A 22404-nucleotide genomic window follows, 5' to 3' on the forward strand; every position below is an offset into this window, starting at 1 on the left:
CAGGCACCGTGTTGCCTGCATCGCGGCTAAAGCCGCTCCTACAGAGCCTGTGTCATCCTTTTCGGGGCACCTGATAGACTCGCGCCATGCCCGAGTTCTCCCTTCCCCAAGCCCCTTTGCAGCGCCTCGACCTGCCCTGGCTCCAGCACGCCCAGGTCGAGCTCGCCGTCCTGCGCCTGGACCTGATCGACCCGCTGATCAGCGGCAACAAATGGTTCAAGCTGCGCCACCACCTGGCTGAAGCCCGTGAGGCTGGAGCACCCGGCTTGATCAGCCTGGGCGGCAACCATTCCAATCACCTCCATGCCCTGGCAGCGGCCGGCAAGCGTTTCGGCTTCGCCACCGTCGGCCTGCTACGTGGGCATCCGCAGCAGACGCCGACAGTAACGGACCTGCGGGCACTGGGCATGGAGCTGCACTGGCTGGGTTTCGGAGGCTACCGCGCCCGTCATGAGCCCGGTTTCTGGCAGCCCTGGCAAGCCCGCTATCCGGGCTGGCATTGCATTCCCGAAGGCGGTGGCGGGCTGGCGGGCGCTCAGGGTTGCGGGCTGATCGTCGAGCAGTGCAAGGCACAATTGGCCACGCTGGGCTGGACGGACTACGACGCCTGGTGGCTGGCGGCCGGTACCGGCACCACCCTGGCGGGCCTGGTGCTGGCGGAGGCCGGCGGGCATGAGGTCCACGGCGCTCTTGCGGTGCCACTGGATCATGGGGTGCCTGAGACCGTCATGGCATTGGCTGGCCGCGAGGGCTATCTGTTGCATGAGGCTTGCCGGGGCGGTTTTGCGCGTCTCGATGACGCGCTGCTGGCATTCATCGACGAAACCGAAAGTCTGGCCGGCATGCCATTGGAAGCCCTCTACACCGGCAAGGCACTATTGGCCCTGCGTGACCAGGTCGAGGCCGGGCGTTTTCGCCCGGGCACCCGCCTGGTCTTCCTGCACACCGGTGGCCTGCAGGGGCGCCGGGGTTACTTGTAGGGCAGCATGCGCAGCAGCGTGTTGTCGCGCCGCACGTAGTGGTGGTACAGCCCTGCCACGGCATGCAGCCCGATCAGCCAGTAGCCCCAGCTGCCGATGCGTTCGTGCCAACCCTTGATGAACTTGGCCAGGTCCGGATCAGGCGCGACGATGGCCGGCAGATCCAGGCCATAAAAGGGGATCGGTTTGTCAGCGGCGCTGAGGATCGCCCAGCCGGCCAGCGGCAGGCCGATCATCATCAGGTACAGCAGCAGGTGCACCAGGTGCGACAGGCCGGTCTGCCAGGCCGGTGGCCTGGGCACGATCGGTGGCGTGGGGCGCGACAGGCGCACGGCCAGGCGCAGCCAGACCAGCACGAACACGGTCAGGCCAAGCATGAAGTGCAGGTCTTTCATCAGGTCGCGCTCGGCGCTGCCCTTGGGGAACAGGCCGCGCAACTCGATGCAGGCGTACACGGCGGCCAGTAGCACCAGCATCAGCCAGTGCAGGGCGATCGACAGCCGCGCGTAGTGGGCCGCGGGGGTGGATGAAACCATGGTGGGTCCTCGTCTTCAGGTCGGAAAGGGCGCTCTTGCTGGCGCCTGTTTCCCACTCTAATCGCTGGGATGAAAATTTGTTTGCTTCAGATCTATCCAGCGTGGCCGACACAGCGGGCTGGGTGGTGGCTTTGGGCCTGCACCCGATTTCCATCGCACAAGGATCCTGTGTCAATGAAACACCTCATCTCCACCCCTCGGGTCGCGCTGTTCGGCGCCCTGTCCCTGCTGCTCGCCGGCTGCGAGCAAGCCCCGGCGGTCAAGACGCCACCGATTGCCGCCCTGACCATTCCGCTGTGCGTGAACGACGAATGCGCGGTACTGGACCAGAACGGCGCCTTCCGTGTCGCGCCGGGCAGCGAGTTCACCCAGCTCTACACCCAGCCCTTCAGCAACGCCTTCATCTTCGGTCGTGGCGATTACTGGCACCTGGCCAGTGGCGACGGCAAGCAGGTGATCCGCGCCGACCTCACCGATTCGCTGTACACCCTGACCCCGGGCCTGTTCGGCTATGACCACAATGGCAAGGTCGGGGTGATGGACGAGCAGGGCAAGGACGTCCAGCCGGCCATCTTCGACACCGTCTATGTCGGCGGCGACAACGATTTCATCGTCTACGAGATCGGCGAACTGCGTGGCATCCTCACGCCCCAGGGCGAGAAAGTCAGCGAGGCGGTGTTCGACTCGATGTATGTGCGCGAGGACTTCGCCAAGCGCGGCAACTGGGTGCTGGCCGAGCGCCAGGGCGAGAACTGGGGCTACAACCTGCAGACCAAGGTGCTGCGCAAGCTCGACTTCGACACCATCGTCAGCGCGGCCGACGGTCACCTGGTGGTTTCCCGCGAGGGCGCTGCCGGCAAGGGCCTGGCGGACGCCGCCGGCAACCTGGTGATCCCGCTCGAGAAGGGCTGGCTGGGTACGCCGGGCGGTGGCTTGGTGGCCTTCCGCGACAGCTACGACAAACCGTGCGGTTACCTGGACTACCAGGGCAAGGTGGTGATCGAGGCGCAGTACCAGAGCTGCGAGACCTTCGGCAAGGTGGGCGGCATGGTGCAGTTGCCGCGCACCGAGGACGACCGTGGCAAGGCCGGCATGATCGGCCATGACGGCAAATGGCTGATCCAGCCCGAGTACGATTCGATCGGCGACGCCGGCATGGGCCAGCTCGGCATGAGTGGCCATCGCCCGGGCTTCAACCATATCGGCAAGTTGCAGAACATGTTCCTGGCCACCTACGGGACCATCGACCTGGACCAGGGCAAGGTGGTGTTCCAGCCCACCTACCAGCAGATCGGCCTGGTCGCGCCCAATCGCTATGCCTTCTCCGAGCTGAAATCGCCGAAGAAGACCGTGATGTTCATGGGGATGCCGAACGAGACCGCCACCGTGGGCCTGATGGACGAGAAGGGCAAGGTGCTGGTCAAGCCGGAGCAGTTCGTGTCGTTCAAGCTGCTTGCTGACGGCCATCACCTGCTGGCGGCCGAGGGCAGCAAGTCGGATGCCGTGCGCGCGCTCTACGATCTGGATGGCAAGTTGCTGGTGCCCGCCAAATGGCAGGACGTGGTGGTCGACGAAGCGCGTGGCGCGATCTTCGCCTATCGGGTCGAGGGCAATGGCGACGACGCGGTGCGCACGCTGCGCGCCCTGTATCGCCTGGATGGCAGCGTGGTGTTCGACACCAACCGCCTGCCTTGCGGCGCGGAGCAGGTGGTCGACGGCAAGGGCCAGGTGCTGTGGCCGAAGGATGCCCAGGCCCATTGCCCGGCGCCTGAGCCGGTAGCCGAAGCGTCCTGATGCGTGAACGCCCCGCCGTCAGCAAGGCGGCGGGGCTGTTTCAGCGTGGGGGGAGGTCAGGCCAGCCATCGGCCACCAGGAACATCCGTTCGACCTCTTCCCAGTGCCCCTGCGCCTGCTGCTCCAGTCGGGTCAGCAGGTGTGCATGGGCATCGGGCTCCAGCCCTTCGCGCCAGGCAGCGAAGCGTTCCGTGCTCCAGCATGCCGATGTTTCAATTCGCGCCGGCGCCAGCCATGCCTGGCGGGACAGGGGCTGCCAGCAACTGTTGTCGGCGACGTTCCATTCGCCATGGCGCATCCAGCCACCGCGCAGGTGGCCGGGATTGGCCCCGCTCGGCTCTTGTGTTCGTCCCGTGTGTGGGTAGAACAGATAACCGCCAAGCCAGAGGTGAGCCTGCACCTGGTCCAGGCCCAGCCCGGCCAGCACGGCGTGACTCTGTGGCCCGCTCGACATGGGTAACTGATGTTGCGTCAGGTGTGCCAGCTTTCTTCCCAGTCGATCATGGCAACCCGGGCCAAGCCATTGGTCCGGATCGCTGCCATCACCGCTGGGTGGCCCCAGGTAGAGTTTGATCGCCAGCTCCAGGTGATGAGCGCCTTCACGGTCGCGCAGCACGATGTCCAGCTCGCCCAGGGTTCGCCCGCCATCGCGGATCGCCAGGTTGGCCGCCAGCAGCTCGACGCCCGGGGCCTGGAGCAGGGCAAACTGCCACAACGCCTCGTAGTAGAGCCCCAGGCGTCGGCTGGTCAGGCGCGACAGCCAGTCCAGCAGCACCGTGGGGTCATGATCGAGCGCGCGCAGCCAGTCGGCCAGTTGTCCAGGGTCGTCGGCCCAGGCGCTGGCGCTCAGCGGGTGGCGTTGCGGGGCGCAGGCGTCGTCCAGCAGCGGCGGCGACAGGACCGCCCACGCCAGGTCGCGCACGGCAGGCTGGCGCAGCTGGCGGAGCACGGGCTGCAGATCGGCGAAGGGCATCATCCTGCGAGCATAGCCGGTTTGCCGCTGGCCGGTCCTTTCGCCCATAATCGCGGCATTGTCACCCCGCCGCAGAGCCTCGCAGGAGCACCATGGAGCAATTTCGCAATATCGGTATCATCGGACGCCTTGGCAGCTCCCAGGTGCTCGACACCATCCGCCGACTGAAAAAATTCCTCCTCGAGCGCCACCTGCACGTGATCCTCGAGGACACCATCGCCGAAGTGCTGCCCGGCCATGGCTTGCAGACCTCCACCCGCAAGCTGCTGGGCGAGGTGTGCGACCTGGTCATCGTGGTCGGTGGCGATGGCAGCCTGCTGGGTGCCGCCCGGGCCTTGGCCCGGCACAACATCCCGGTGCTGGGGATCAACCGCGGCAACCTGGGTTTTCTCACCGACATCCGCCCCGACGAGCTGGAAGAGAAGGTCGCCGAGGTGCTCGACGGTCACTACCTGGTCGAGAACCGTTTCCTGCTGCAAGCCGAAGTGCGCCGCCACAACGAGGCCATCGGCCAGGGCGACGCGCTCAACGACGTGGTGCTGCACCCCGGCAAGTCGACGCGGATGATCGAGTTCGAGATCTACATCGACGGCCAGTTCGTCTGCAGCCAGAAGGCCGACGGCCTGATCGTCGCCACCCCCACTGGCTCCACCGCCTACGCGCTGTCCGCCGGTGGCCCGATCATGCACCCCAAGCTCGATGCCATCGTCATCGTGCCCATGTACCCGCACACGCTGTCGGGCCGGCCGATCGTGGTGGACGGCAATAGCGAGCTGAAGATCGTGGTGTCGAAGGACCTGCAGATCTACCCGCAGGTCTCCTGTGACGGCCAGAACCACTTCACCTGCGCCCCCGGCGACACCATCACGGTGAGCAAGAAACCGCAGAAACTGCGCCTGATCCATCCGCTGGACCACAATTACTACGAGGTCTGCCGCACCAAGCTCGGCTGGGGCAGCCGCCTGGGAGGCAGGGACGACTGATGCTCGATCCGGCGCGCAGTTTCGATATCATCGGCGACGTGCACGGTTGTGCGCTCACCCTCGAACGCCTGCTCGATGCGCTCGGCTACAAGCGGGTGGGCGGGGTCTGGCGCCATCCGCGGCGCCAGGCGCTGTTCCTCGGCGACATCGTCGACCGCGGCCCGCGTATCCGTGAGGCGCTGCACATCGTCCACGACATGGTCGAGGCCGGCCAGGCCTTCTGCATCATGGGCAACCATGAATACAACGCCCTGGGCTGGGTCACCCCGGCGCTGCCCGGCAGCGGCAAGGCGTTCGTCCGCGAGCACACGCCGCGCCATGCGCGCCTGATCGATGAAACCCTCACCCAGTTCGCCCAGCACCCCGGCGACTGGCACGACTTCATCCAGTGGTTCTACGAGCTGCCGCTGTTCGTCGACGCCGGCCGGTTCCGCCTGGTGCACGCCTGCTGGGACCACCAGCTGATCGAGCCGCTGCGCCAGCAGTATCACGACGGGCGTATCGACGAGCATTTCGTCCAGGCTTCGGCGGTGGCAGGCAGTTTCGCCGCCACGGTGTGCAACCGCCTGCTGCGCGGCACCGACATGCGCCTGCCGGATGGCCTGACGCTCACCGGTGGCGATGGTCTGACCCGCGCCTTCTTCCGCACCAAGTTCTGGGAAGAAGACCCGCAAACCTACGGTGACATCGTGTTCCAGCCCGATGCGCTGCCGGACGAGGTGGCCCGCACGCCGCTCAGCCACAGCCAGAAGAATGCCCTGCTGCGCTATGCCGAAGACGAGCCGTTGCTGTTCGTCGGCCATTACTGGCGCAGCGGCCGGCCGGCGCCGATTCGTGCCAACCTGGCCTGCCTCGACTACAGCGCGGTGCTGTACGGCAAGCTGGCGGCCTACCGGCTGGATGACGAAACCCGCATCGACCCGCACAAGTTCGTCTGGGTCGATGTCGAACGCCCGCAGGCCAGTCAATGAACGTTATCGAAGTACTGCGCCTGCCGCTGACGGTCGACCTCGGCGGCTTCGTCGCCCTGCTGCGTCGCCTGCAAGTGCCGCACCGGGTGGTGGAGGAGGGCGAGGAGCAAGTGCTCTGGGCGCCCCCCGCCATGGCCGACGACGTGCGCCAGCTGTACCAGCGCTTCCCCGACGGCAACGCCGATGTGGAACTCCCCGTGGCAACCGACTTGCCGGCAGACACCCCCACGGTGCCCTCCCTCAAGGAGCAGGCCCGTGCCTGCAAGGTCACCGCCACGGTCCTGTTCCTGAGCCTGGTGGTGGCCGGCCTGACCAGCCTGGGCGACAACCTCACGACCATCGCCTGGTTCACTTTCCTGCCATTCCAGGTGCAGGGGGACTACATCTACTTCACCTCATTGCCCCAGGCGCTTGCCGAAGGCCAGTGGTGGCGCCTGGTGTCGCCGATGCTGCTGCACTTCGGCGTGCTGCACCTGGCGATGAACGGCCTGTGGTACTGGGAGCTGGGTAAGCGCATCGAATTGCGCCAAGGGCCGTGGATGCTGCTGATGCTGACCCTGCTGTTCAGCCTGGTGTCCAACCTGGCCCAGCACTTCAGCAGCGGCCCAAGTCTGTTTGGTGGCCTGTCCGGCGTACTCTATGGCTTGCTCGGGCATGTCTGGCTGTACCAGTGGCTGGCGCCCAATCCGCAGTTCAGCCTGCCCAAGGGCGTGCTGGTGATGATGCTGGTCTGGCTGCTGATCTGCCTGAGCGGCGTGGTCGGCCAGCTCGGCTTTGGCCAGATTGCCAACGCCGCCCATGTTGGCGGGTTGCTCATCGGATGCCTGACCGGGCTCTTGGGTGGATGGCTCGCCAGGCGTAGACTGTCGGCCTGACTGAGGAGACCCCATGTCCACATTCGCGCAAATGATCGAAAACATCACCCCCGAGATCTACGAGAGCCTGAAAACGGCCGTGGAAATCGGCAAATGGTCCGACGGCCGCAAACTGACGGCTGAACAGAAAGAGTTGTCGCTGCAGGCGGTGATCGCCTGGGAGATGAAGAACCTTCCCGAAGAGCAGCGCACCGGCTACATGGGCCCGCAGGAATGCGCCTCGAAGTCCGCGCCAATCGCCAACATCCTGTTCAAGTCGGACTCGGTACATTGATCGAACTCGCTCGTGGCTCTTTGAGCAAGATGGCGGTGCGCCTGGAAGCACCGGTCGTTCAATACAGTTTCCGCCTGGATGACACCGAGGTGCCGGTCAACCCGTTGATCGGTCAGTCGATCCGCCTGGAATACCTCGGCGCCATTCACTGCACCCATTGCGGCAAGCGCACCAAGACCAGCTTCAGCCAGGGCTACTGTTATCCGTGCATGACCAAGCTGGCCCAGTGCGACGTGTGCATCATGGCCCCGGAGCGCTGCCACTACGACGCCGGCACCTGCCGCGAGCCGTCGTGGGGCGAGCAGTTCTGCATGACCGACCATGTGGTGTACCTGGCCAACTCGTCGGGTATCAAGGTCGGCATCACCCGCGCCACCCAGTTGCCCACCCGCTGGCTCGACCAGGGCGCCAGCCAGGCGCTGCCGATCATGCGCGTGGCCACCCGCCAGCAATCCGGGCTGGTCGAGGATGTGCTGCGCAGCCAGGTGCCGGACCGCACCAACTGGCGCGCGCTGCTCAAGGGCGACGCCGAAGTGCTCGACCTGCCCGTCATCCGCGAACAGATCTTCGACGCCTGCGCCGACGGTATCCGTGGCCTGCAGGAGCGTTTCGGGTTGCAGGCCATCCAGCCGCTGCCCGACGCCGAGGTGGTGCAGATGCGCTACCCGGTCGAGGCCTACCCGAAAAAGATCGTCAGCTTCAACCTCGACAAGGACCCGGTCGTGGAGGGTACGCTGCTGGGCATCAAGGGCCAGTACCTGATCTTCGATACCGGCGTGATCAACATTCGCAAGTACACGGCCTATCAACTGGCCGTGCTCCAGTAAAGGATCGTCACCATGCGCACTGAACAACCGCAAGTGATCTACCTCAAGGACTATCAGGCTCCCGAGTACCTGATCGACGAGACCCACCTGACCTTCGAGCTGTTCGAGGACCACACCCTGGTTCATGCGCAGCTGGTCATGCGCCGCAACCCCGAGCGCGGCGCCGGCCTGCCGCCGCTGGTACTCGACGGTCAGCAGTTGGAGCTGCTGCGGGCGTCGCTGGATGATGTCGAGCTGAACGCGGGCGACTACCAGCTCAGCGACGACAACCTGACCGTGCAGCCGAAAACCGAGCACTTCACCCTCGACACCAGCGTGAAGATCCATCCGGAGAGCAACACCGCGCTGGAAGGCCTGTACAAGTCCGGCAAGATGTTCTGCACCCAGTGCGAGGCCGAGGGCTTCCGCAAGATCACCTACTACCTCGACCGCCCGGACGTGATGAGCACCTTCACCACCACGGTGATCGCCGAGCAGCATCGCTACCCGGTGCTGCTGTCGAACGGCAACCCGGTGGGTGACGGCCCGGCTGAAGACGGCCGCCACTGGGCGACCTGGGAAGACCCGTTCAAGAAGCCGGCCTACCTGTTCGCCCTGGTGGCGGGTGACCTATGGTGCGTCGAGGACACGTTTACCCGTCAGTCTGGCCGTGATGTGGCGCTGCGCATCTATGTCGAGCCGGAAAACCTCGACAAGTGCGACCACGCCATGGTCAGCCTGAAGAAGTCCATGCGCTGGGACGAGGAAGTCTATGGTCGCGAGTACGACCTGGATATCTTCATGATCGTCGCGGTCAACGACTTCAACATGGGCGCCATGGAAAACAAGGGCCTGAACATCTTCAACTCCAGTTGCGTGCTGGCCCGCGCCGAAACCGCCACCGACGCCGCCCACCAGCGGGTCGAGGGCGTGGTCGCCCACGAGTACTTCCACAACTGGTCGGGCAACCGCGTGACCTGCCGCGACTGGTTCCAGCTGTCGCTCAAGGAAGGCTTCACGGTGTACCGCGACGCCGAGTTCAGCGCTGACATGAACTCGCGCACGGTCAAGCGCATCGAGGACGTCGCCTACCTGCGCACCCACCAGTTCGCCGAGGATGCTGGCCCCATGGCCCACCCGGTGCGCCCGGACAGCTTCATCGAGATCTCCAACTTCTACACCCTGACCGTGTACGAGAAGGGCGCGGAAGTGGTGGGCATGGTCCACACCCTGCTGGGCGCCGAAGGTTTCCGCAAGGGCAGCGACCTGTACTTCGAGCGCCACGATGGCCAGGCGGTGACCACCGACGACTTCATCAAGGCCATGGAAGACGCCAACGGCGTCGACCTCACCCAGTTCAAGCGCTGGTACAGCCAGGCCGGCACGCCGCGCCTGGAGGTCAGCGAGCAGTTTGACGCCGCCGCGCAGACCTACAGCCTGACCTTCCGCCAGAGCTGCCCAGCGACCCCGGACAAGGTCGAGAAGCTGCCGTTCGTGATCCCGGTGGCCCTGGGCCTGCTGGACGCCCGGGGCAATGACCTGCCGCTGCGCATGGCCGGTGAAGCGCAGGCCGTCGGCACTTCGCGCGTGTTGTCGGTGACCGAGGCCGAGCAGACCTTCACCTTCGAAGGCATCACTGCCAAGCCGCTGCCATCGCTGCTGCGCGGGTTCAGCGCGCCGGTCAAGCTGAGCTTCCCGTACGACCGCGACCAGTTGATGTTCCTGATGCAGCACGACAGCGACGGCTTCAACCGCTGGGAAGCGGGGCAGCAGTTGTCGGTGCAGGTGTTGCAGGAACTGATCGGCCAGCACCAGCGGGGTGAAGCGCTCAAGCTCGACCCGCGCCTGATCACCGCCCTGGGCACCGTGCTGGGCAACGAAGCGCTGGACCCAGCCATGGTCGCCGAGATGCTCTCGCTGCCGGGCGAGGCTTATCTCACCGAGATCAGCCAGGTGGCCGATGTCGATGCGATCCACGCCGCCCGCGAATTCGCCCGCCAGCAGATCGCCGAGCAGCTGTTCGATGCCCTGTGGCTGCGCTACCAGGACAACCGCGAGGCCTCGCGCAAGACCCCGTACGTGGCCTCGGCCGAGCACTTCGCCCGCCGCAGCCTGCAGAACATCGCCCTGTCGTACCTGATGCTGGGTGGCAAGCCGCAGGTGCTGGAAGCGACCCTGGAGCAGTTCGAGCAGTGCGACAACATGACCGAGCGCCTGACCGCGCTGGCGGTGCTGGTCAATTCGCCGTTCGAAGCCGAGCGGGGCAAGGCGCTGGAAGCCTTCGCCGAGCACTTCAAGGACAACCCGCTGGTCATGGACCAATGGTTCAGCGTGCAGGCGGCCAGCGCGCTGCCAGGCGGGCTGGCGCGGGTCAAGGCGCTGATGCAGCACCCGGCCTTCACCTTGAAGAACCCGAACAAGGTGCGGGCACTGGTCGGCGCCTTCGCCGGGCAGAACCTGGTCAACTTCCACGCCGTCGATGGTTCGGGGTACGGCTTCCTGGCGGACCTGGTGATTGAACTCAATGCGCTCAACCCGCAGATTGCTTCGCGTCAACTGGCGCCGCTGACTCGCTGGCGCAAGTACGACGACAAGCGCCAGGCGCTGATGAAGGGCGAGCTGGAGCGGATTCTCGCGTCCGGGGCGCTGTCCAGCGATGTGTATGAAGTGGTGAGCAAGAGCCTGGCGTAAGCCTGGTCGACATTGGGGCTGCTGCGCAGCCCTTTCGCGGCACAAGGCCGCTCCTACAGGGGACCGCGATCTTCTGTAGGAGCGGCCTTGTGCCGCGAAAGGGCCGCAAGGCGGCCCCGGTTTTTTGTGGTTAACAAAACATAACGTCCCGCTCGTTGTGTTCTGTCGGACAATCCCGATAGCATGGCCCGAAGCTATTCCAGGGCTCTGGAACAGGGTTTTCGCAGTACCTGGCAATAGATTGACCCACCACAAGAACACAACAGGGGGCAGTCATGAGAGAGCGGACAACGGTTCGCCACACGCTGGCAGCCAGCGCGATGCTGGCACTGGCGCTGGGTATCGGGGCAGGCAACGCCCTGGCGGCGGTGGCCGCCGAGCAATACTCGACCGAGTCGCCCAAGGCCAGCCAGAGCCTGCTGATCGGCGCCACCCATGCAGGCAAGCGTCTGGTGGTGGTCGGTGACCGCGGCCATATCCTGTTCTCCGACGACCAGGGCAAGACCTGGACGCAAGCCCGGGTGCCCACCCGGCAACTGCTTACCGCGGTGTTCTTCCTCGACGACAAGCGCGGCTGGGCCGTCGGCCATGATGCGCAAATTCTTGCCAGCAGCGATGGCGGCGCGACCTGGAGCAAACAGTTCGAAGACCTCTCCCGCGAAGCCCCCTTGCTCGACGTTCGCTTCCTCGACCCGCAGCACGGCTTCGCTGTCGGCGCCTATGGCGCCCTGCTGGAAACCCTCGACGGTGGCCTGCACTGGCAGGACGTCGCCGAACGCCTGGACAACCCCGACCAACTGCACCTCAACGCCATCACCACGGTGAAGGACGCCGGCCTGTTCATCGTTGGCGAGCAGGGCAGCATGTTCCGCTCCAGCGACAACGGCCAGGTCTGGTCGAAGGTCGAAGGCCCCTACCAGGGCTCGCTGTTTGGTGTGATCGGCACCGCACAACCCAACACGCTTCTGGCCTACGGCCTGCGCGGCAACCTGTTCCGTTCGACCGATTTCGGCGACACCTGGCAACCGATCGAACTGCAGGCCGAACGCGGCCCGCTCGAATTCGGCCTGGCAAGCGCTACGCTTCTCGATGACGGCAGCCTGGTGCTGGTCGGCAATGGCGGCAGCGTGCTGCGCAGCCATGACGACGGGCAAACGTTCAGTGTGCGCAACCGCACCGATCGCATCGCCCTGGCCGGGGTCAGCGGCCTGGCCGGCGGTGGCCTGCTGCTGGTCGGGCAGGGCGGCGTGCACCTGGCCTCGGCCGATGGCACCGGGGAGGTGCGTCCATGACTAGCCGGGAGAGCTTCGACATGCACCAGCAGCACCACAAGGACAAGGCCACGCTGCTCGAGCGCCTGATCTTCAACAACCGCCCCGTGGTCATCGCCCTCTGTGTACTGGTGAGCATCTTCCTGTTCTGGCAGGCCACGCAGATTCGCCCCTCCACCAGCTTCGAGAAGATGATCCCGCTGCAGCACCCGTTCATCGAACAGATGCTCGAGCACCGCAACGACCTGGCCAACCTCGGCAACACCGTGCGGGTGTCGGTGGAGGCGGTCAACGGCGACATCTTCGACAAGGACTACATGGAGACGCTGCGCCAGATCCACGACGAGGTGTTCTACATTCCCGGCGTCGACCGTGCTGCCCTCAAGTCGCTGTGGAGCCCCAGCGTGCGCTGGAGCGAGGTCACCGAAGAGGGCTTCTCCGGCGGCGAGGTCATCCCCAACACCTACAACGGCTCGCAGGACAGCCTCGACACCCTGCGCGACAACGTGCTCAAGTCGGGCCAGGTCGGGCGCCTGGTGGCCAACAACTTCAAGTCGAGCATCGTCGACATCCCGCTGCTGGAAAGCTTCCCCGACCCGCAAGACCCGGGCAGGCAGGTCAAGCTCGACTACCAGCAGTTCTCCCATCAGCTGGAAGAAAAGATCCGCGACAAGTTCCAGGCGCAGAACCCGAACGTGAAGATCCACATCGTCGGCTTCGCGAAAAAGGTCGGCGACCTGATCGACGGCCTGGTGATGGTGGCGATGTTCTTCGGCGTCGCGCTGGTGATCACCTGGGCGCTGCTGTACTGGTTCACCTGGTGCATCCGCAGCACCATCGCCGTGCTCATCACCACCCTGGTGGCGGTGGTCTGGCAGCTGGGGCTGATGCATGCGGTGGGCTTCGGGCTCGACCCGTACTCGATGCTGGTGCCATTCCTGATCTTCGCCATCGGCATCTCCCACGGGGTGCAGAAGATCAACGGCATCGCCCTGCAATCGAGTGACGCCGACAACGCCCTGACCGCCGCGCGGCGCACCTTCCGCCAGCTGTTCCTGCCGGGGATGATCGCCATCCTCGCCGACGCCGTCGGCTTCATCACCCTGTTGATCATCGACATCGGGGTGATCCGCGAGCTGGCCATCGGCGCCTCGATCGGCGTGGCGGTGATCGTCTTTACCAACCTCATTCTCCTGCCGGTGGCGATCAGCTATGTCGGCATCAGCCAGAAGGCCATCGCCCGCAGTAAGAAGGACGCCACCCGCGAGCATCCGTTCTGGCGCCTGCTGGCCAATTTCGCCAGCCCGAAAGTGGCGCCGGTGTCCGTGGTGTTGGCCCTGCTGGCCTTCGCCGGTGGCCTCTGGTACAGCCAGAACCTGAAGATCGGCGATCTCGACCAGGGCGCGCCGGAGCTGCGCCCGGACTCGCGCTACAACCAGGACAACAGCTTCATCATCAGCAACTATTCCACCAGTTCCGATGTGCTGGTGATCATGGTCAAGACCCCGGCCGAGCAGTGCTCGATCCACTCGACCATGGCACCGATCGACGAGTTGATGTGGACCATGGACAACACCCCCGGGGTGCAGTCGACCATCTCCCTGGTGACCGTGTCGAAGCAGGTCATCAAGGGCATGAACGAGGGCAGCCTGAAATGGGAGACGCTGTCGCGCAACCCGGACATCCTCAACAACTCCATCGCCCGCGCCGATGGCCTGTACAACGCCGACTGCTCGCTGGCGCCGGTGCTGGTGTTCCTCAACGACCACAAGGCCGAAACGCTGGAGCGGGTCACCGCGGCCGCCAAGACCTTTGCCGACAGCCACAACAAGGAAGGGCTGCAGTTCCTCCTGGCGGCGGGTAACGCCGGCATCGAGGCGGCCACCAACGAGGTGATCAAGTCGGCCGAGCTGACCATTCTCATCCTCGTCTACATCTGCGTGGCGGTGATGTGCATGATCACCTTCCGCTCCTTCGCCGCGACCTTGTGCATCGTCCTGCCGCTGGTGCTGACCTCGGTGCTGGGCAACGCGCTGATGGCGTTCATGGGCATCGGCGTCAAGGTCGCCACCTTGCCGGTGGTGGCGCTGGGCGTGGGCATCGGCGTGGACTACGGCATCTACATCTACAGCCGCCTGGAGAGCTTCCTGCGCGCCGGCCTGCCGTTGCAGGAGGCCTACTACGAGACCTTGCGCTCCACCGGCAAGGCGGTACTGTTCACCGGTCTGTGCCTGGCAATCGGCGTGTGCACCTGGATCTTCTCGGCCATCAAGTTCCAGGCCGACATGGGCCTGATGCTGACCTTCATGCTGCTGTGGAACATGTTCGGCGCCCTGTGGCTGCTGCCGGCGCTGGCGCGGTTCCTGATCAAGCCAGGCAAGCTGGCGGGCAAGGAGGGCGGGTCGATCTTCGCCCACTGATGTCGTGGCCAGTTCGCCGGCAAGCCGGCTCCTACGGGTCATTGTAGGAGCCGGCTTGTCGACGAACCCGGCTATAATGGCCACCTTTTGCTCCCCAGGTGCCCTCATGACCCTCGCCACTGCCCTCGAATCCTGCGACATGCTCCTGATCGACGGCCTGCACGCCTTCGACTTCACCTTCGACGAAACCGGCCTGACCATCGAATGCATGGACGGTCGCCAGTTGCGCCGCTGGGCCTTCACCCCCGACCAGATCGCTGCCGCCACGGGCTCGGGCGATGACTGGAGCCTGAGCAGTGCCGACGGCGAGCATCGTCTAGTCTGTATGAGTGCATTCCGCGCCCCGGATGAAGAAGACGATGAACAGGAAATGGACACGCCTGCTGACCGCTAGCCTGATGACCCTGATGATCGACGCCCATGCAGCGACTTTGCTGGTGGGCAGCTATACCGATGGCGGCAGCCAGGGCATCTATCGCTACGACTTCGATGAGCGCGCTGGCCAGATCGCCGCTCAGCCACGGCAAGTGGTCAAGAGCGTCAGCCCCTCATGGCTGGTGCTGTCAGCCGACCAGCGCCTGCTGTTCGCGGTCAACGAAACGCTGCAGGGCCATGTCAGCAGCTTCTCGTTGGGCAGGAAAGGCGAGATCAAGCCGCTGAACCAGGTGCCCAGCCAGGGCGACGAGCCGACCCACGCCAGCCTCAGTCACGACCAGCGCTACCTGTTCGTCGCCAATTACGCCGTCGCCCCAGACCCGGGTGGCAGCCTGGTGGTCATTCCGGTGGCCAGGGATGGCAAGCTCAAGCCAGTGGTGCAGCAGGCGCGGCACGCGCCGAGCAAGGTAAACCTCGAACGTCAGGCGGGGGGCCATGTGCATGCGCTTGTGCCGTCACCCGATGGGCGTCACCTCTATGCCTGCGACCTGGGCGCAGACAAGGTATTCATCTATCGCTACGACGGCGCCAGCCCCGAGCATCCACTGAGCCCGGCGATCCCGGCCTCGGTCAGCCTGCCGCCCGGCAGCGGGCCTCGACACCTGCTGTTCGACGCCAAGGGCCGGCATGCCTACCTGACCCTGGAAATGAGTGCCGAAGTGGTGGTGTTCGATGTACAGGACGGCGCCCTGGTCGAGCGCCAGCGCCTGGCGCTGACCGAAAGCAAGGATGTTGCGGCGAAGGCCGCTGGCGGCCTGCACCTCTCTGCCGATGACCGTTTTCTCTATGTGAGCAACCGCGGTACTGCCAATGAGATCGTGGTATTTGCCGTGGGCAAGGACGATGGCCAGCTCAGTGTGCTGCAGCATCGTTCGGTGGAGGGTGACCACCCCCGGGAGTTCGCCCTGGACCCCAGTGGCAACTACCTGTTGGTGGCCAATCAGAAGAGCGACCAGATCGTCGTCATTCATCGCGATCCGCGTAGCGGCAAGCTCGGAGACACCGTGCAGAAGTTCGCCCAACCAGCACCCTCGGACCTCAAATTCCTGTAGGAGCGGCTTCAGCCGCGAAGCAACCGACGCGGTGTCAGGCACCGGCTTCGCCGGTGTTCGCGGCTAAAGCCGTTCCTACAGAGGCCGCCAGCGCTGCACCTTCCAATTATCGATTGCCGTGATATTCGCTACTGCCGCAATGAATTTCTGTGGGCGGGCCCATCGGCGTAAGTTTTGACCCAAGGCCCCGACGGGCCACTGTCAAACCACCCGATGTCGAGGTCCGCCCCCATGAACTTCAATCTCTTCCCGGTCATTGCCGCCTCCGCCATTTCCGCTTCCGTCGTGCTGCCAGCCCACGCCCAGTTGGAGTCGAGTGGCAAGGCGTCGAGCACCCACAGCTACACCCAGAAATACCTGCAGCAGAGCGCGCACTTCCACGCCGCCCTGAGCAAGCACTCCAATTGAGTGTGTAAAGGCATTGGTAATGGCACAAAGCCATGTGATTTAATTTGACGCTATATTTTTGACTCGCCAAAGGGGCAGATCATGATGTGGCGTATCACGGCGGTAGTGCTGTTGTTGATGTCCGCGCCAATCTTGGCGCTTTGAGCAGCAAGCTTTATCACTTGGCCATAACGGCCTTGAACAGGTCTGACGCCAACCAGCCCTGCAACCAGCTCCGCAGCCGCGGATAAGCCGCCTCGGCGAACCACTCGGGTTCGACCCCGGCAAACTGGCGCATCAGGGGCAACAGGGCGGCATCGGCCAGGCTCGGGTGGTCGGCGAGCAGGTAGGGGCGGCCATCGAGCAGGCCCTCCAGCTCCGCCAGCCACGGTTCGGCCTGCTGGCGGTAATGCGCCCGCGTGTGCTCGGGGTAGCGCTCGGCATACTTGTACAGATTCACCTGCGCCTTGAACGTGCTGTCGTTGCGTGCAATCAGCGTATCGGCCTGGCGCGCCGCCGCAGGATCGGCCTGCAGGCGCCAGTCCTCGGGGTCATGCCGGTCGAGTGCCCAGCGCATGATGTCCAGGCTTTCCTCCAGCACGCCATCCCCGGTGTCGAGCACCGGCACCGTGCCCTTGGGCGACAACGCCAGCAGTTCGGCCGGCTTCTCTTTCATCTTCACTTCCCGAACCTGCACGTCGCACCCGGCATAGCGCAGGGCCAGGCGCGCGCGCATGGCCCAGGGGCAGCGGCGGAACGAGTAGAGAATCACCCGCACACCTCCACGTCGCTCAGGCCGTTGCCCTGGCGGCGCACCTGGATCTGCACCGGGATGCGCTCGTGCATTTCCTGCACGTGGGAGATCACCGCCACCTTGCGCCCCTGGGCCTGCAGGCCGTCGAGGGTGTCCATGGCCAGTTGCAGCGACTCGGGGTCGAGGCTGCCGAAGCCTTCGTCGATGAACAGCGACTCGATACGCAGGGTGCTCGAGGCCATCGACGCCAGGCCCAGGGCCAGGGCGAGCGAGACCAGGAAGGTTTCGCCGCCCGACAGCGAGTGCACCGAGCGCAGTTCGTCGCCCATTTCGGTGTCCAGTACCAGCAGGCCCAGGGCGCTGCCGCCGCGCTTGAGGCGATAACGTTTCGCCAGTTGGCGCAGCTGGCTGTTGGCGTGGTGCAGCAGCAGGTCGAGGTTGTAGCCCTGGGCGATCTTGCGGAACACATCGCCGGAGGCCGAGCCGATCAGTGCGTTCAGGCGTGCCCAGCGTTGCCAGTGGCGATAGGCCTGGTCGATCTGCTCGGAAAGCGTCTGGTGCGCTTGTTGTCGGCGTTGGTCGTCGGCCTGCCGGGCACGCAGTTCGGCGCAGTGTTGTTCCTGGGCCGCCAGTTGCTGCTGGAGCTCGGCGAACGTCTGCTCCAGCGTTTCAACCGGCATGTCGGCCTGCGCTTGGGTGGCGTGCTGCTGCAGGCGTTGTTCACGTTCCTGCAACAGCACGCGGCCTTGCTCGATGGCTCTTTCCGTGGCTTGCAAGCGCTGGCGCAGCTCGCCCAGTTGAGCGTCGTCGATGGCCAGCAGGCGATCAAGGCCTGCGTCGTCGAGCTCGGGGTGCTCGCTGCGCCATTGGGCGATTTCACCCTGCAGCTGCTGGTGCTCTTGCTCCAGTGCTTGCTGGCGCTGGTGGTTGGCCTTCAATTCACCGGTCAGTTCCAGGGCTTCGGTGCGCAGCGCCTGGAGGCGCTGCGCAGTATCTGCTTCGACGGCACGGGCCTGCTCCAGCTGCGTGTCCATGTGCTGCTGCCAGGCTTCGGCAGTGGGTTGCTCGCCAAGCAGCTCGCCCAGCGTGGTGCGTGCCTGTTGGTGCTGTCCGCCCAAGGCGGTGAGCTTGTGTTGCAGCTGTTGCAGGCTGTGCTGACGGTTCTGCTGCTGATCGCGCAGCTTGTCCAGCTGGCCCTGACGGCCTTGCTGTTCTTCCTGTTCGTCCTTGCGTTGGTCGAGCTGTTGCCGGCGCAGGGCGATCTGCTGGTCCAGGCCGAGGAAGGCATTGGCCGGGTCGTCGCGCAGGGCCTGGAGGATGTCCTGGGGCAGCACGCTGGCGAGATCGTTCAGCCCTTGCTCGAGCTGCTGCTCGTCGGTGGCCAGGGCCTGGTGCTGCTGTTCGAGGTGGCGCTGCGCTTGCTGCTGGGCGTCACTGGCGGCCTGCAACTGCTGGTTGAGGCGCGCCGCGTCCTTTTGCAGGGCGAGCAATGCGCCCTGGCGTTTCTCGTCGCGGCTGATCTCTTCGTCCAGGCGCCGCAACTGGCCATCGAGCCAGGCGCTGCGGGCCTTGTCATCCTGCGGGGCGAGGGCGGGCCACAGGGCGTGGGCCTGGACCTGCTCGACCACGGGTTGCAGTTGTTCGGCGAACTGTACCTGTTGCTGCTGGTAGTCCTTGAGCTGGGCGTTGACCACGCCCAGCTGGGTGCGCAGTTCCACCAGCGTGGCGCCCAGCTGTTCAACGCGCTTCTGCGCGGCGTCCTCTTCGGCCTGGTCATGGCGGCCAAGGCTGTGCAACAGGGCTTCGGGCTGATGGAACGGGTGCTCGGCGCTGCCACACACCGGGCAGGGCTCGCCATCGCGCAATTGCGCGCGCAGTTCCTCGACGCTGGTGTTGCGTGCCAGGCGCTGGCGCTCCAGCAACTGGCGGGTGAGGGTCAGGGCCTGTTCGGCCGCTTCCAGTTCGGCCTTGGCGGCGGTGCCTTCGGTGATCAGTTGCTGGCGCTGCTGCATGGCTTGCTGCTGGCGTTCACGCAGCGCTGCGATGCCCTGGCGCAGTTCCAGCTCGCGACCGTGCAGGCGTGCGACTTCCTCAACGGTGCGTTGTTGCTTGCGGTTTTCCTGGAGCATGCCGCCGAGCAAGTCGATCTGCTCGGCCAGGGCCTGGGGCTCGGCCCCGGCTTCATGGAACAACAGTTCGAACGCATCGCGCTGGGTTTGCAACTGGGCGTTGGCCTGGCTGGCCAGCGCTTGCAGGCCGGGCAATTCTTCACGGCCCTGGGCCAGGCGTCCGCCGATCAGCATCACCTGCTTCAACTGCGGCAGGTAGGCCTGCCAGGCGTCGGCGAGGCTGCCCAGGTGTTGGCTTGCGGCCAGGGCGGCGTCGATCTGCGCCAGTTGTTGCTGGCTGCGCAACTGATGCTCTTCAAGCTGTTGCAGCTGTTGCTGGCTTTCACCTGCGGCTTGTTCGGCGTGCTGACACGCATCACCTTGCTCGGCCAGTTCATTGTCGAGACGAGCCACGTCGCCTTGGACGGTGAAGGCCTGGCGCAGGCGCGGAGCGTTCTCGCTGTGCTGGGCCTGGTGCTGGGCCAGGGCCTGGCGTGCTGCTTCCAGTGCCTGCTCAAGTTCGCTGGCGCGGGCTTGCAGTGTATTTTGCTGGTGCTGCTGCTGATCGATCTCCGTCAGCAGGGGCGTCAGTTGCGCGGCGAGGGTCTGCTGGCGATGGAACTGGTGGCGCTGTGGGGCCAGGCGCTCCAGCCGTTGCAGGTCCAGGCGCTGCTCGGCCAGCTGCTGCCAGTCGTGTTCGGCGGCTAGCAGCGCGTCGCCGGCCTCGGAGTGCTGGGCCTGCAAGCGGCGCTGCTCGTCGAGCCAGGTACGTTGTTGTTCCAGTTGACGCTGGCGTGCCTGGTCAGCCTTGAACTGTTGCAGCGATTGCTCCAGCTGCTGGTCGAGGGCGGCGCGGGCTTCACCTTCCATCGGCAGCAGGTGCTCGGCCTGCTTCTTCAGGTCGTTATGCACTTCGCCGGATTCCCGGGCCTTGCTGAATGCGCGTTGGCCGAGGCGGGTGTAGATCGCAGTGTTGGTGAGCTTTTCCAGCAGCTCGCTGCGTTCCTTGTCATCTGCTTTGAGGAACGCGCCGAACTCGCTCTGGGCCAGCATCACCGCACGGGTGAACTGTTCGAAGTTCAGGCCCAGGCGCGCTTCGACCAGTTGCTTGTATTCGTTCTTGCCGCTGCCCAGCAGCTGTTCGCTGTCCAGGTCATAGAGGCTCTGGCGGCTGTTCTGCAGCTTGCCATTGGCTTTCTCGCGGGCGCGGTTGGTTTCCCAGCGGGCGCGGTAGCGGCAGCCATCGATGCCAACGAAGTCCACCTCGGCGAAACCGCTGCCGGCGCCGCGACGCAGCAGATTGCGCGGATCGGAGGTGGGAATTTCGCCGTCGGCGTCGGGCACCTTGGCTTCCCGGGCGATGTCATTGAGCCGAGGCACGGTGCCGAACAGCGCCAGGCACAGGGCGTCGAGCAGGGTGCTCTTGCCGGCGCCGGTAGGGCCGGTGATGGCGAACAGCCCGGCACTGGCCAGGGGTTCGGCGGTGAAGTCGATTTCGACCGGGCCGGCCAGCGAGGCCAGGTTCTTCAGGCGGATGGCGAGAATCTTCATGGCTGCTCCTCCTCGTGCAGGACGTCTTGCAGCAGTTCGGCGAAATCGGCCAGGGCCTGTTCGTCGGCGGTGCTGCCGTAGGCCTGCTCCCAGGCGCGGCCGAACAGGTCTTGCGGGGTCATCTGGGCCAGTTCGACGAAGGCTTGCTCGTCATCTTCATCACGGCCGCTGCCGGCGTATTCGGCGCTGATGCGCACCAGGCGCACGGCCTTGCCCTGCAGGGCGCCTTCGATCTGCTGGCGCAGGTCCGGTTGCGGCTCATCCAGACGCACGCGCACCTCCAGCCAGGGCTGGCGGTTAGGGTCTTCGAGCAGGTCGATCACCGGCAGCTCGGCCAATTGTTCCAGCAGTTCACTCAAGGGTGCCGGGCCGACCCGGCGCAGCGCCACGGCGCGTGGCACTGGCCGCGCCTCGACGCTGACCAGTTCGCTGCCGTCCAGCTCCACTTCGAGCACCTGGTGTGGGTAGTTGATCTCGGCGAACGACAGCGGGATCGGCGCGCCGCTGTAGCGGATGCGCTCCTCGCGATTGACCTTCTGCGGCTTGTGCAGGTGGCCGAGGGCGACATAGCTGATGGCCTTGTCGAACAGGCGCGCCGGCAGGGCTTCGGCGTTGCCGATGATCAGGCTGCGTTCGGAGTCTTCCGAGATGCTGCCGCCGGCCATGTGCGCGTGGCTGATGGCGACCAGCGCCTGGTCCTTCTTGCGTTTAACCTGCGCGGCGGCGATCAGTTGCTCGTGCACCTGGGTGATGCCTTGCAGGTAATCGTCGCCCAGCGCGGGGCCGGTGACTTCGGCGGGGCGCAGGAAGGGCAGGGCCAGGCACCAGGCGCCGACCTTGCCGCGGGCGTTGGTCAGCGGGATCAGCAGGCGTTCGGTGTCCAGTTGGCCTTCGTCGAGCCAGTGCACCCGGCCCAGGGCGTGGGTGCGCAAGCGCCGCATCAGGGGCGCCGGCAGTTCGATGCGCGAGCCGGAGTCGTGGTTGCCGGCGATCATCACGATATCCAGCTTGGGCTGTTGCTCGTGGGCCTGGACGATGAAGTCGTACAGCCGTTCCTGGGCTTTGACCGGCGGGTTGACGGTGTCGAAGATGTCGCCGGCGATCAGCAGCGCGTCGGGCTGGCGCAGGCGCAGTTGGCCAAGCAGCCAGTCGAGGAAACAGGCGTGTTCGAAGTCGCGTTCCTGGCCGTGCAGGCTCTGGCCCAGGTGCCAGTCGGAGGTGTGAAACAGACGCATGGGTGACCTGTTGGGTGAGCGGCGGGGGGCTTTGAAATGAGGCGGTATGGTAACTCATTGGCGGGCGAGGTCGCTGCCGTGATGTGCCTGCCGAGAACCTTGCAGCGCTCTTGAGATCGAGCGCCGCCCGCGCGGCGCATCGCGGATGAATCCGCTCCTACAGCTATTGCAACGTGCCGCACCTTTGGACCCTCCCAGGCATGATTGGCCTGAAACAATCGTGTAGGAGCGGATTCATCCGCGATGCGCCGTGCGGGTGGCGCGCGATCTCGACATCCCTGCAAGGCAATCGCCCAGCACCTGGTTGC

At 65.3% G+C, this 22404-nt stretch carries 18 protein-coding genes; 13 read left to right on the forward strand and 5 right to left on the reverse strand.

From position 1 onward, the window contains the following. Positions 1-86 precede the first annotated feature (86 nt). Entirely contained in the window at positions 87-980 is an 894-nt protein-coding gene (locus P5705_RS14455; protein ID WP_277461513.1) for a 1-aminocyclopropane-1-carboxylate deaminase/D-cysteine desulfhydrase, read from the forward strand. Here the strand turns inward: P5705_RS14455 and P5705_RS14460 are convergent. Next, positions 971-1516, reverse strand: a complete 546-nt coding sequence (locus P5705_RS14460; protein WP_011532964.1) for a cytochrome b — start codon at positions 1514-1516, stop codon at positions 971-973. The two genes, P5705_RS14455 and P5705_RS14460, sit on opposite strands and share 10 nt — an antisense overlap. 174 nt (positions 1517-1690) lie before the next feature. Between P5705_RS14460 and P5705_RS14465 the strand changes: the two genes are divergently transcribed. Continuing rightward, the gene (locus P5705_RS14465) at positions 1691-3310 is read left to right on the forward strand and encodes a WG repeat-containing protein (protein ID WP_277461514.1); all 1620 of its coding nucleotides are present in this window, start codon (positions 1691-1693) and stop codon (positions 3308-3310) included. Between the two features lie 40 nt (positions 3311-3350). Here the strand turns inward: P5705_RS14465 and P5705_RS14470 are convergent, their stop codons facing one another. After that, complete coding sequence (locus tag P5705_RS14470; RefSeq protein ID WP_277461515.1) at positions 3351-4331, reverse strand: DUF1853 family protein; 981 nt, start codon at positions 4329-4331, stop codon at positions 3351-3353. Positions 4332-4375: 44 nt separating this feature from the next. Here P5705_RS14470 and P5705_RS14475 point away from each other — a divergent pair, with 44 nt between their 5' ends. From P5705_RS14475 to P5705_RS14525, 11 genes are all read left to right on the forward strand, one after another. After that, entirely contained in the window at positions 4376-5266 is an 891-nt protein-coding gene (locus P5705_RS14475; protein ID WP_011532967.1) for an NAD(+) kinase, read from the forward strand. Next, complete coding sequence (locus tag P5705_RS14480) at positions 5266-6237, forward strand: metallophosphoesterase (protein WP_277461518.1); 972 nt, start codon at positions 5266-5268, stop codon at positions 6235-6237. The genes P5705_RS14475 and P5705_RS14480 overlap by 1 nt, the downstream gene beginning before the upstream one ends. Further along, positions 6234-7112: a rhomboid family intramembrane serine protease gene (locus P5705_RS14485; protein ID WP_277461520.1), complete on the forward strand. Its 879-nt coding sequence runs from the start codon at positions 6234-6236 to the stop codon at positions 7110-7112. The genes P5705_RS14480 and P5705_RS14485 overlap by 4 nt, the downstream gene beginning before the upstream one ends. 13 nt (positions 7113-7125) lie before the next feature. Continuing rightward, the gene (locus tag P5705_RS14490) at positions 7126-7386 is read left to right on the forward strand and encodes a YeaC family protein (protein ID WP_011532970.1); all 261 of its coding nucleotides are present in this window, start codon (positions 7126-7128) and stop codon (positions 7384-7386) included. After that, positions 7383-8213, forward strand: coding sequence for a DUF2797 domain-containing protein (locus P5705_RS14495; RefSeq protein ID WP_277461522.1), 831 nt, complete (start codon positions 7383-7385; stop codon positions 8211-8213). The genes P5705_RS14490 and P5705_RS14495 overlap by 4 nt, the downstream gene beginning before the upstream one ends. A gap of 12 nt (positions 8214-8225) precedes the next feature. Continuing rightward, entirely contained in the window at positions 8226-10883 is a 2658-nt protein-coding gene (gene pepN, locus P5705_RS14500) for an aminopeptidase N (RefSeq protein WP_277461523.1), read from the forward strand. A 275-nt stretch (positions 10884-11158) separates the two neighbouring features. Next, positions 11159-12175 (forward strand): WD40/YVTN/BNR-like repeat-containing protein, encoded by a 1017-nt coding sequence (locus tag P5705_RS14505; protein WP_277461525.1) that lies wholly within the window; start codon positions 11159-11161, stop codon positions 12173-12175. Next, positions 12172-14574 carry an efflux RND transporter permease subunit gene (locus P5705_RS14510; RefSeq protein WP_277461526.1) on the forward strand — a complete coding sequence of 801 codons (2403 nt, stop codon included), beginning with the start codon at positions 12172-12174 and terminating at the stop codon, positions 14572-14574. Before P5705_RS14505 ends, P5705_RS14510 begins: the two co-directional genes overlap by 4 nt. A gap of 106 nt (positions 14575-14680) precedes the next feature. Next, entirely contained in the window at positions 14681-14968 is a 288-nt protein-coding gene (locus P5705_RS14515) for a DUF5629 family protein (protein ID WP_277461527.1), read from the forward strand. Further along, complete coding sequence (locus P5705_RS14520) at positions 14934-16061, forward strand: lactonase family protein (protein ID WP_277461528.1); 1128 nt, start codon at positions 14934-14936, stop codon at positions 16059-16061. The genes P5705_RS14515 and P5705_RS14520 overlap by 35 nt, the downstream gene beginning before the upstream one ends. A gap of 231 nt (positions 16062-16292) precedes the next feature. Further along, positions 16293-16469, forward strand: a complete 177-nt coding sequence (locus P5705_RS14525) for a hypothetical protein (RefSeq protein ID WP_277461529.1) — start codon at positions 16293-16295, stop codon at positions 16467-16469. A 157-nt stretch (positions 16470-16626) separates the two neighbouring features. Here the strand turns inward: P5705_RS14525 and P5705_RS14530 are convergent, their stop codons facing one another. The 3 genes from P5705_RS14530 to P5705_RS14540 are packed head-to-tail and all read right to left on the reverse strand — an operon-like array spanning position 16627 to position 22096. Then, the gene (locus tag P5705_RS14530; protein ID WP_277461530.1) at positions 16627-17220 is read right to left on the reverse strand and encodes a glutathione S-transferase; all 594 of its coding nucleotides are present in this window, start codon (positions 17218-17220) and stop codon (positions 16627-16629) included. After that, positions 17217-20861, reverse strand: a complete 3645-nt coding sequence (locus P5705_RS14535; RefSeq protein ID WP_277461531.1) for an AAA family ATPase — start codon at positions 20859-20861, stop codon at positions 17217-17219. Before P5705_RS14535 ends, P5705_RS14530 begins: the two co-directional genes overlap by 4 nt. Continuing rightward, positions 20858-22096 (reverse strand): exonuclease SbcCD subunit D C-terminal domain-containing protein, encoded by a 1239-nt coding sequence (locus tag P5705_RS14540; RefSeq protein ID WP_277461532.1) that lies wholly within the window; start codon positions 22094-22096, stop codon positions 20858-20860. The genes P5705_RS14535 and P5705_RS14540 overlap by 4 nt, the downstream gene beginning before the upstream one ends. Positions 22097-22404: the final 308 nt, after the last annotated feature.

It is taken from the genome of Pseudomonas entomophila (assembly GCF_029478665.1).
Taxonomy (GTDB): Bacteria; Pseudomonadota; Gammaproteobacteria; order Pseudomonadales; family Pseudomonadaceae; genus Aquipseudomonas; species Aquipseudomonas entomophila_F.

Bases quoted from the DNA above. Each gene is read 5' to 3' on its own strand.
- P5705_RS14455 (WP_277461513.1), top strand. From the start codon at position 87: ATGCCCGAGTTCTCCCTTCCCCAAGCCCCTTTGCAGCGCCTCGACCTG.
- P5705_RS14460 (WP_011532964.1), bottom strand. From the start codon at position 1,516: ATGGTTTCATCCACCCCCGCGGCCCACTACGCGCGGCTGTCGATCGCC.
- P5705_RS14465 (WP_277461514.1), top strand. From the start codon at position 1,691: ATGAAACACCTCATCTCCACCCCTCGGGTCGCGCTGTTCGGCGCCCTG.
- P5705_RS14470 (WP_277461515.1), bottom strand. From the start codon at position 4,331: ATGGGCGAAAGGACCGGCCAGCGGCAAACCGGCTATGCTCGCAGGATG.
- P5705_RS14475 (WP_011532967.1), top strand. From the start codon at position 4,376: ATGGAGCAATTTCGCAATATCGGTATCATCGGACGCCTTGGCAGCTCC.
- P5705_RS14480 (WP_277461518.1), top strand. From the start codon at position 5,266: ATGCTCGATCCGGCGCGCAGTTTCGATATCATCGGCGACGTGCACGGT.
- P5705_RS14485 (WP_277461520.1), top strand. From the start codon at position 6,234: ATGAACGTTATCGAAGTACTGCGCCTGCCGCTGACGGTCGACCTCGGC.
- P5705_RS14490 (WP_011532970.1), top strand. From the start codon at position 7,126: ATGTCCACATTCGCGCAAATGATCGAAAACATCACCCCCGAGATCTAC.
- pepN (WP_277461523.1), top strand. From the start codon at position 8,226: ATGCGCACTGAACAACCGCAAGTGATCTACCTCAAGGACTATCAGGCT.
- P5705_RS14505 (WP_277461525.1), top strand. From the start codon at position 11,159: ATGAGAGAGCGGACAACGGTTCGCCACACGCTGGCAGCCAGCGCGATG.
- P5705_RS14510 (WP_277461526.1), top strand. From the start codon at position 12,172: ATGACTAGCCGGGAGAGCTTCGACATGCACCAGCAGCACCACAAGGAC.
- P5705_RS14515 (WP_277461527.1), top strand. From the start codon at position 14,681: ATGACCCTCGCCACTGCCCTCGAATCCTGCGACATGCTCCTGATCGAC.
- P5705_RS14520 (WP_277461528.1), top strand. From the start codon at position 14,934: ATGAACAGGAAATGGACACGCCTGCTGACCGCTAGCCTGATGACCCTG.
- P5705_RS14525 (WP_277461529.1), top strand. From the start codon at position 16,293: ATGAACTTCAATCTCTTCCCGGTCATTGCCGCCTCCGCCATTTCCGCT.
- P5705_RS14535 (WP_277461531.1), bottom strand. From the start codon at position 20,861: ATGAAGATTCTCGCCATCCGCCTGAAGAACCTGGCCTCGCTGGCCGGC.
- P5705_RS14540 (WP_277461532.1), bottom strand. From the start codon at position 22,096: ATGCGTCTGTTTCACACCTCCGACTGGCACCTGGGCCAGAGCCTGCAC.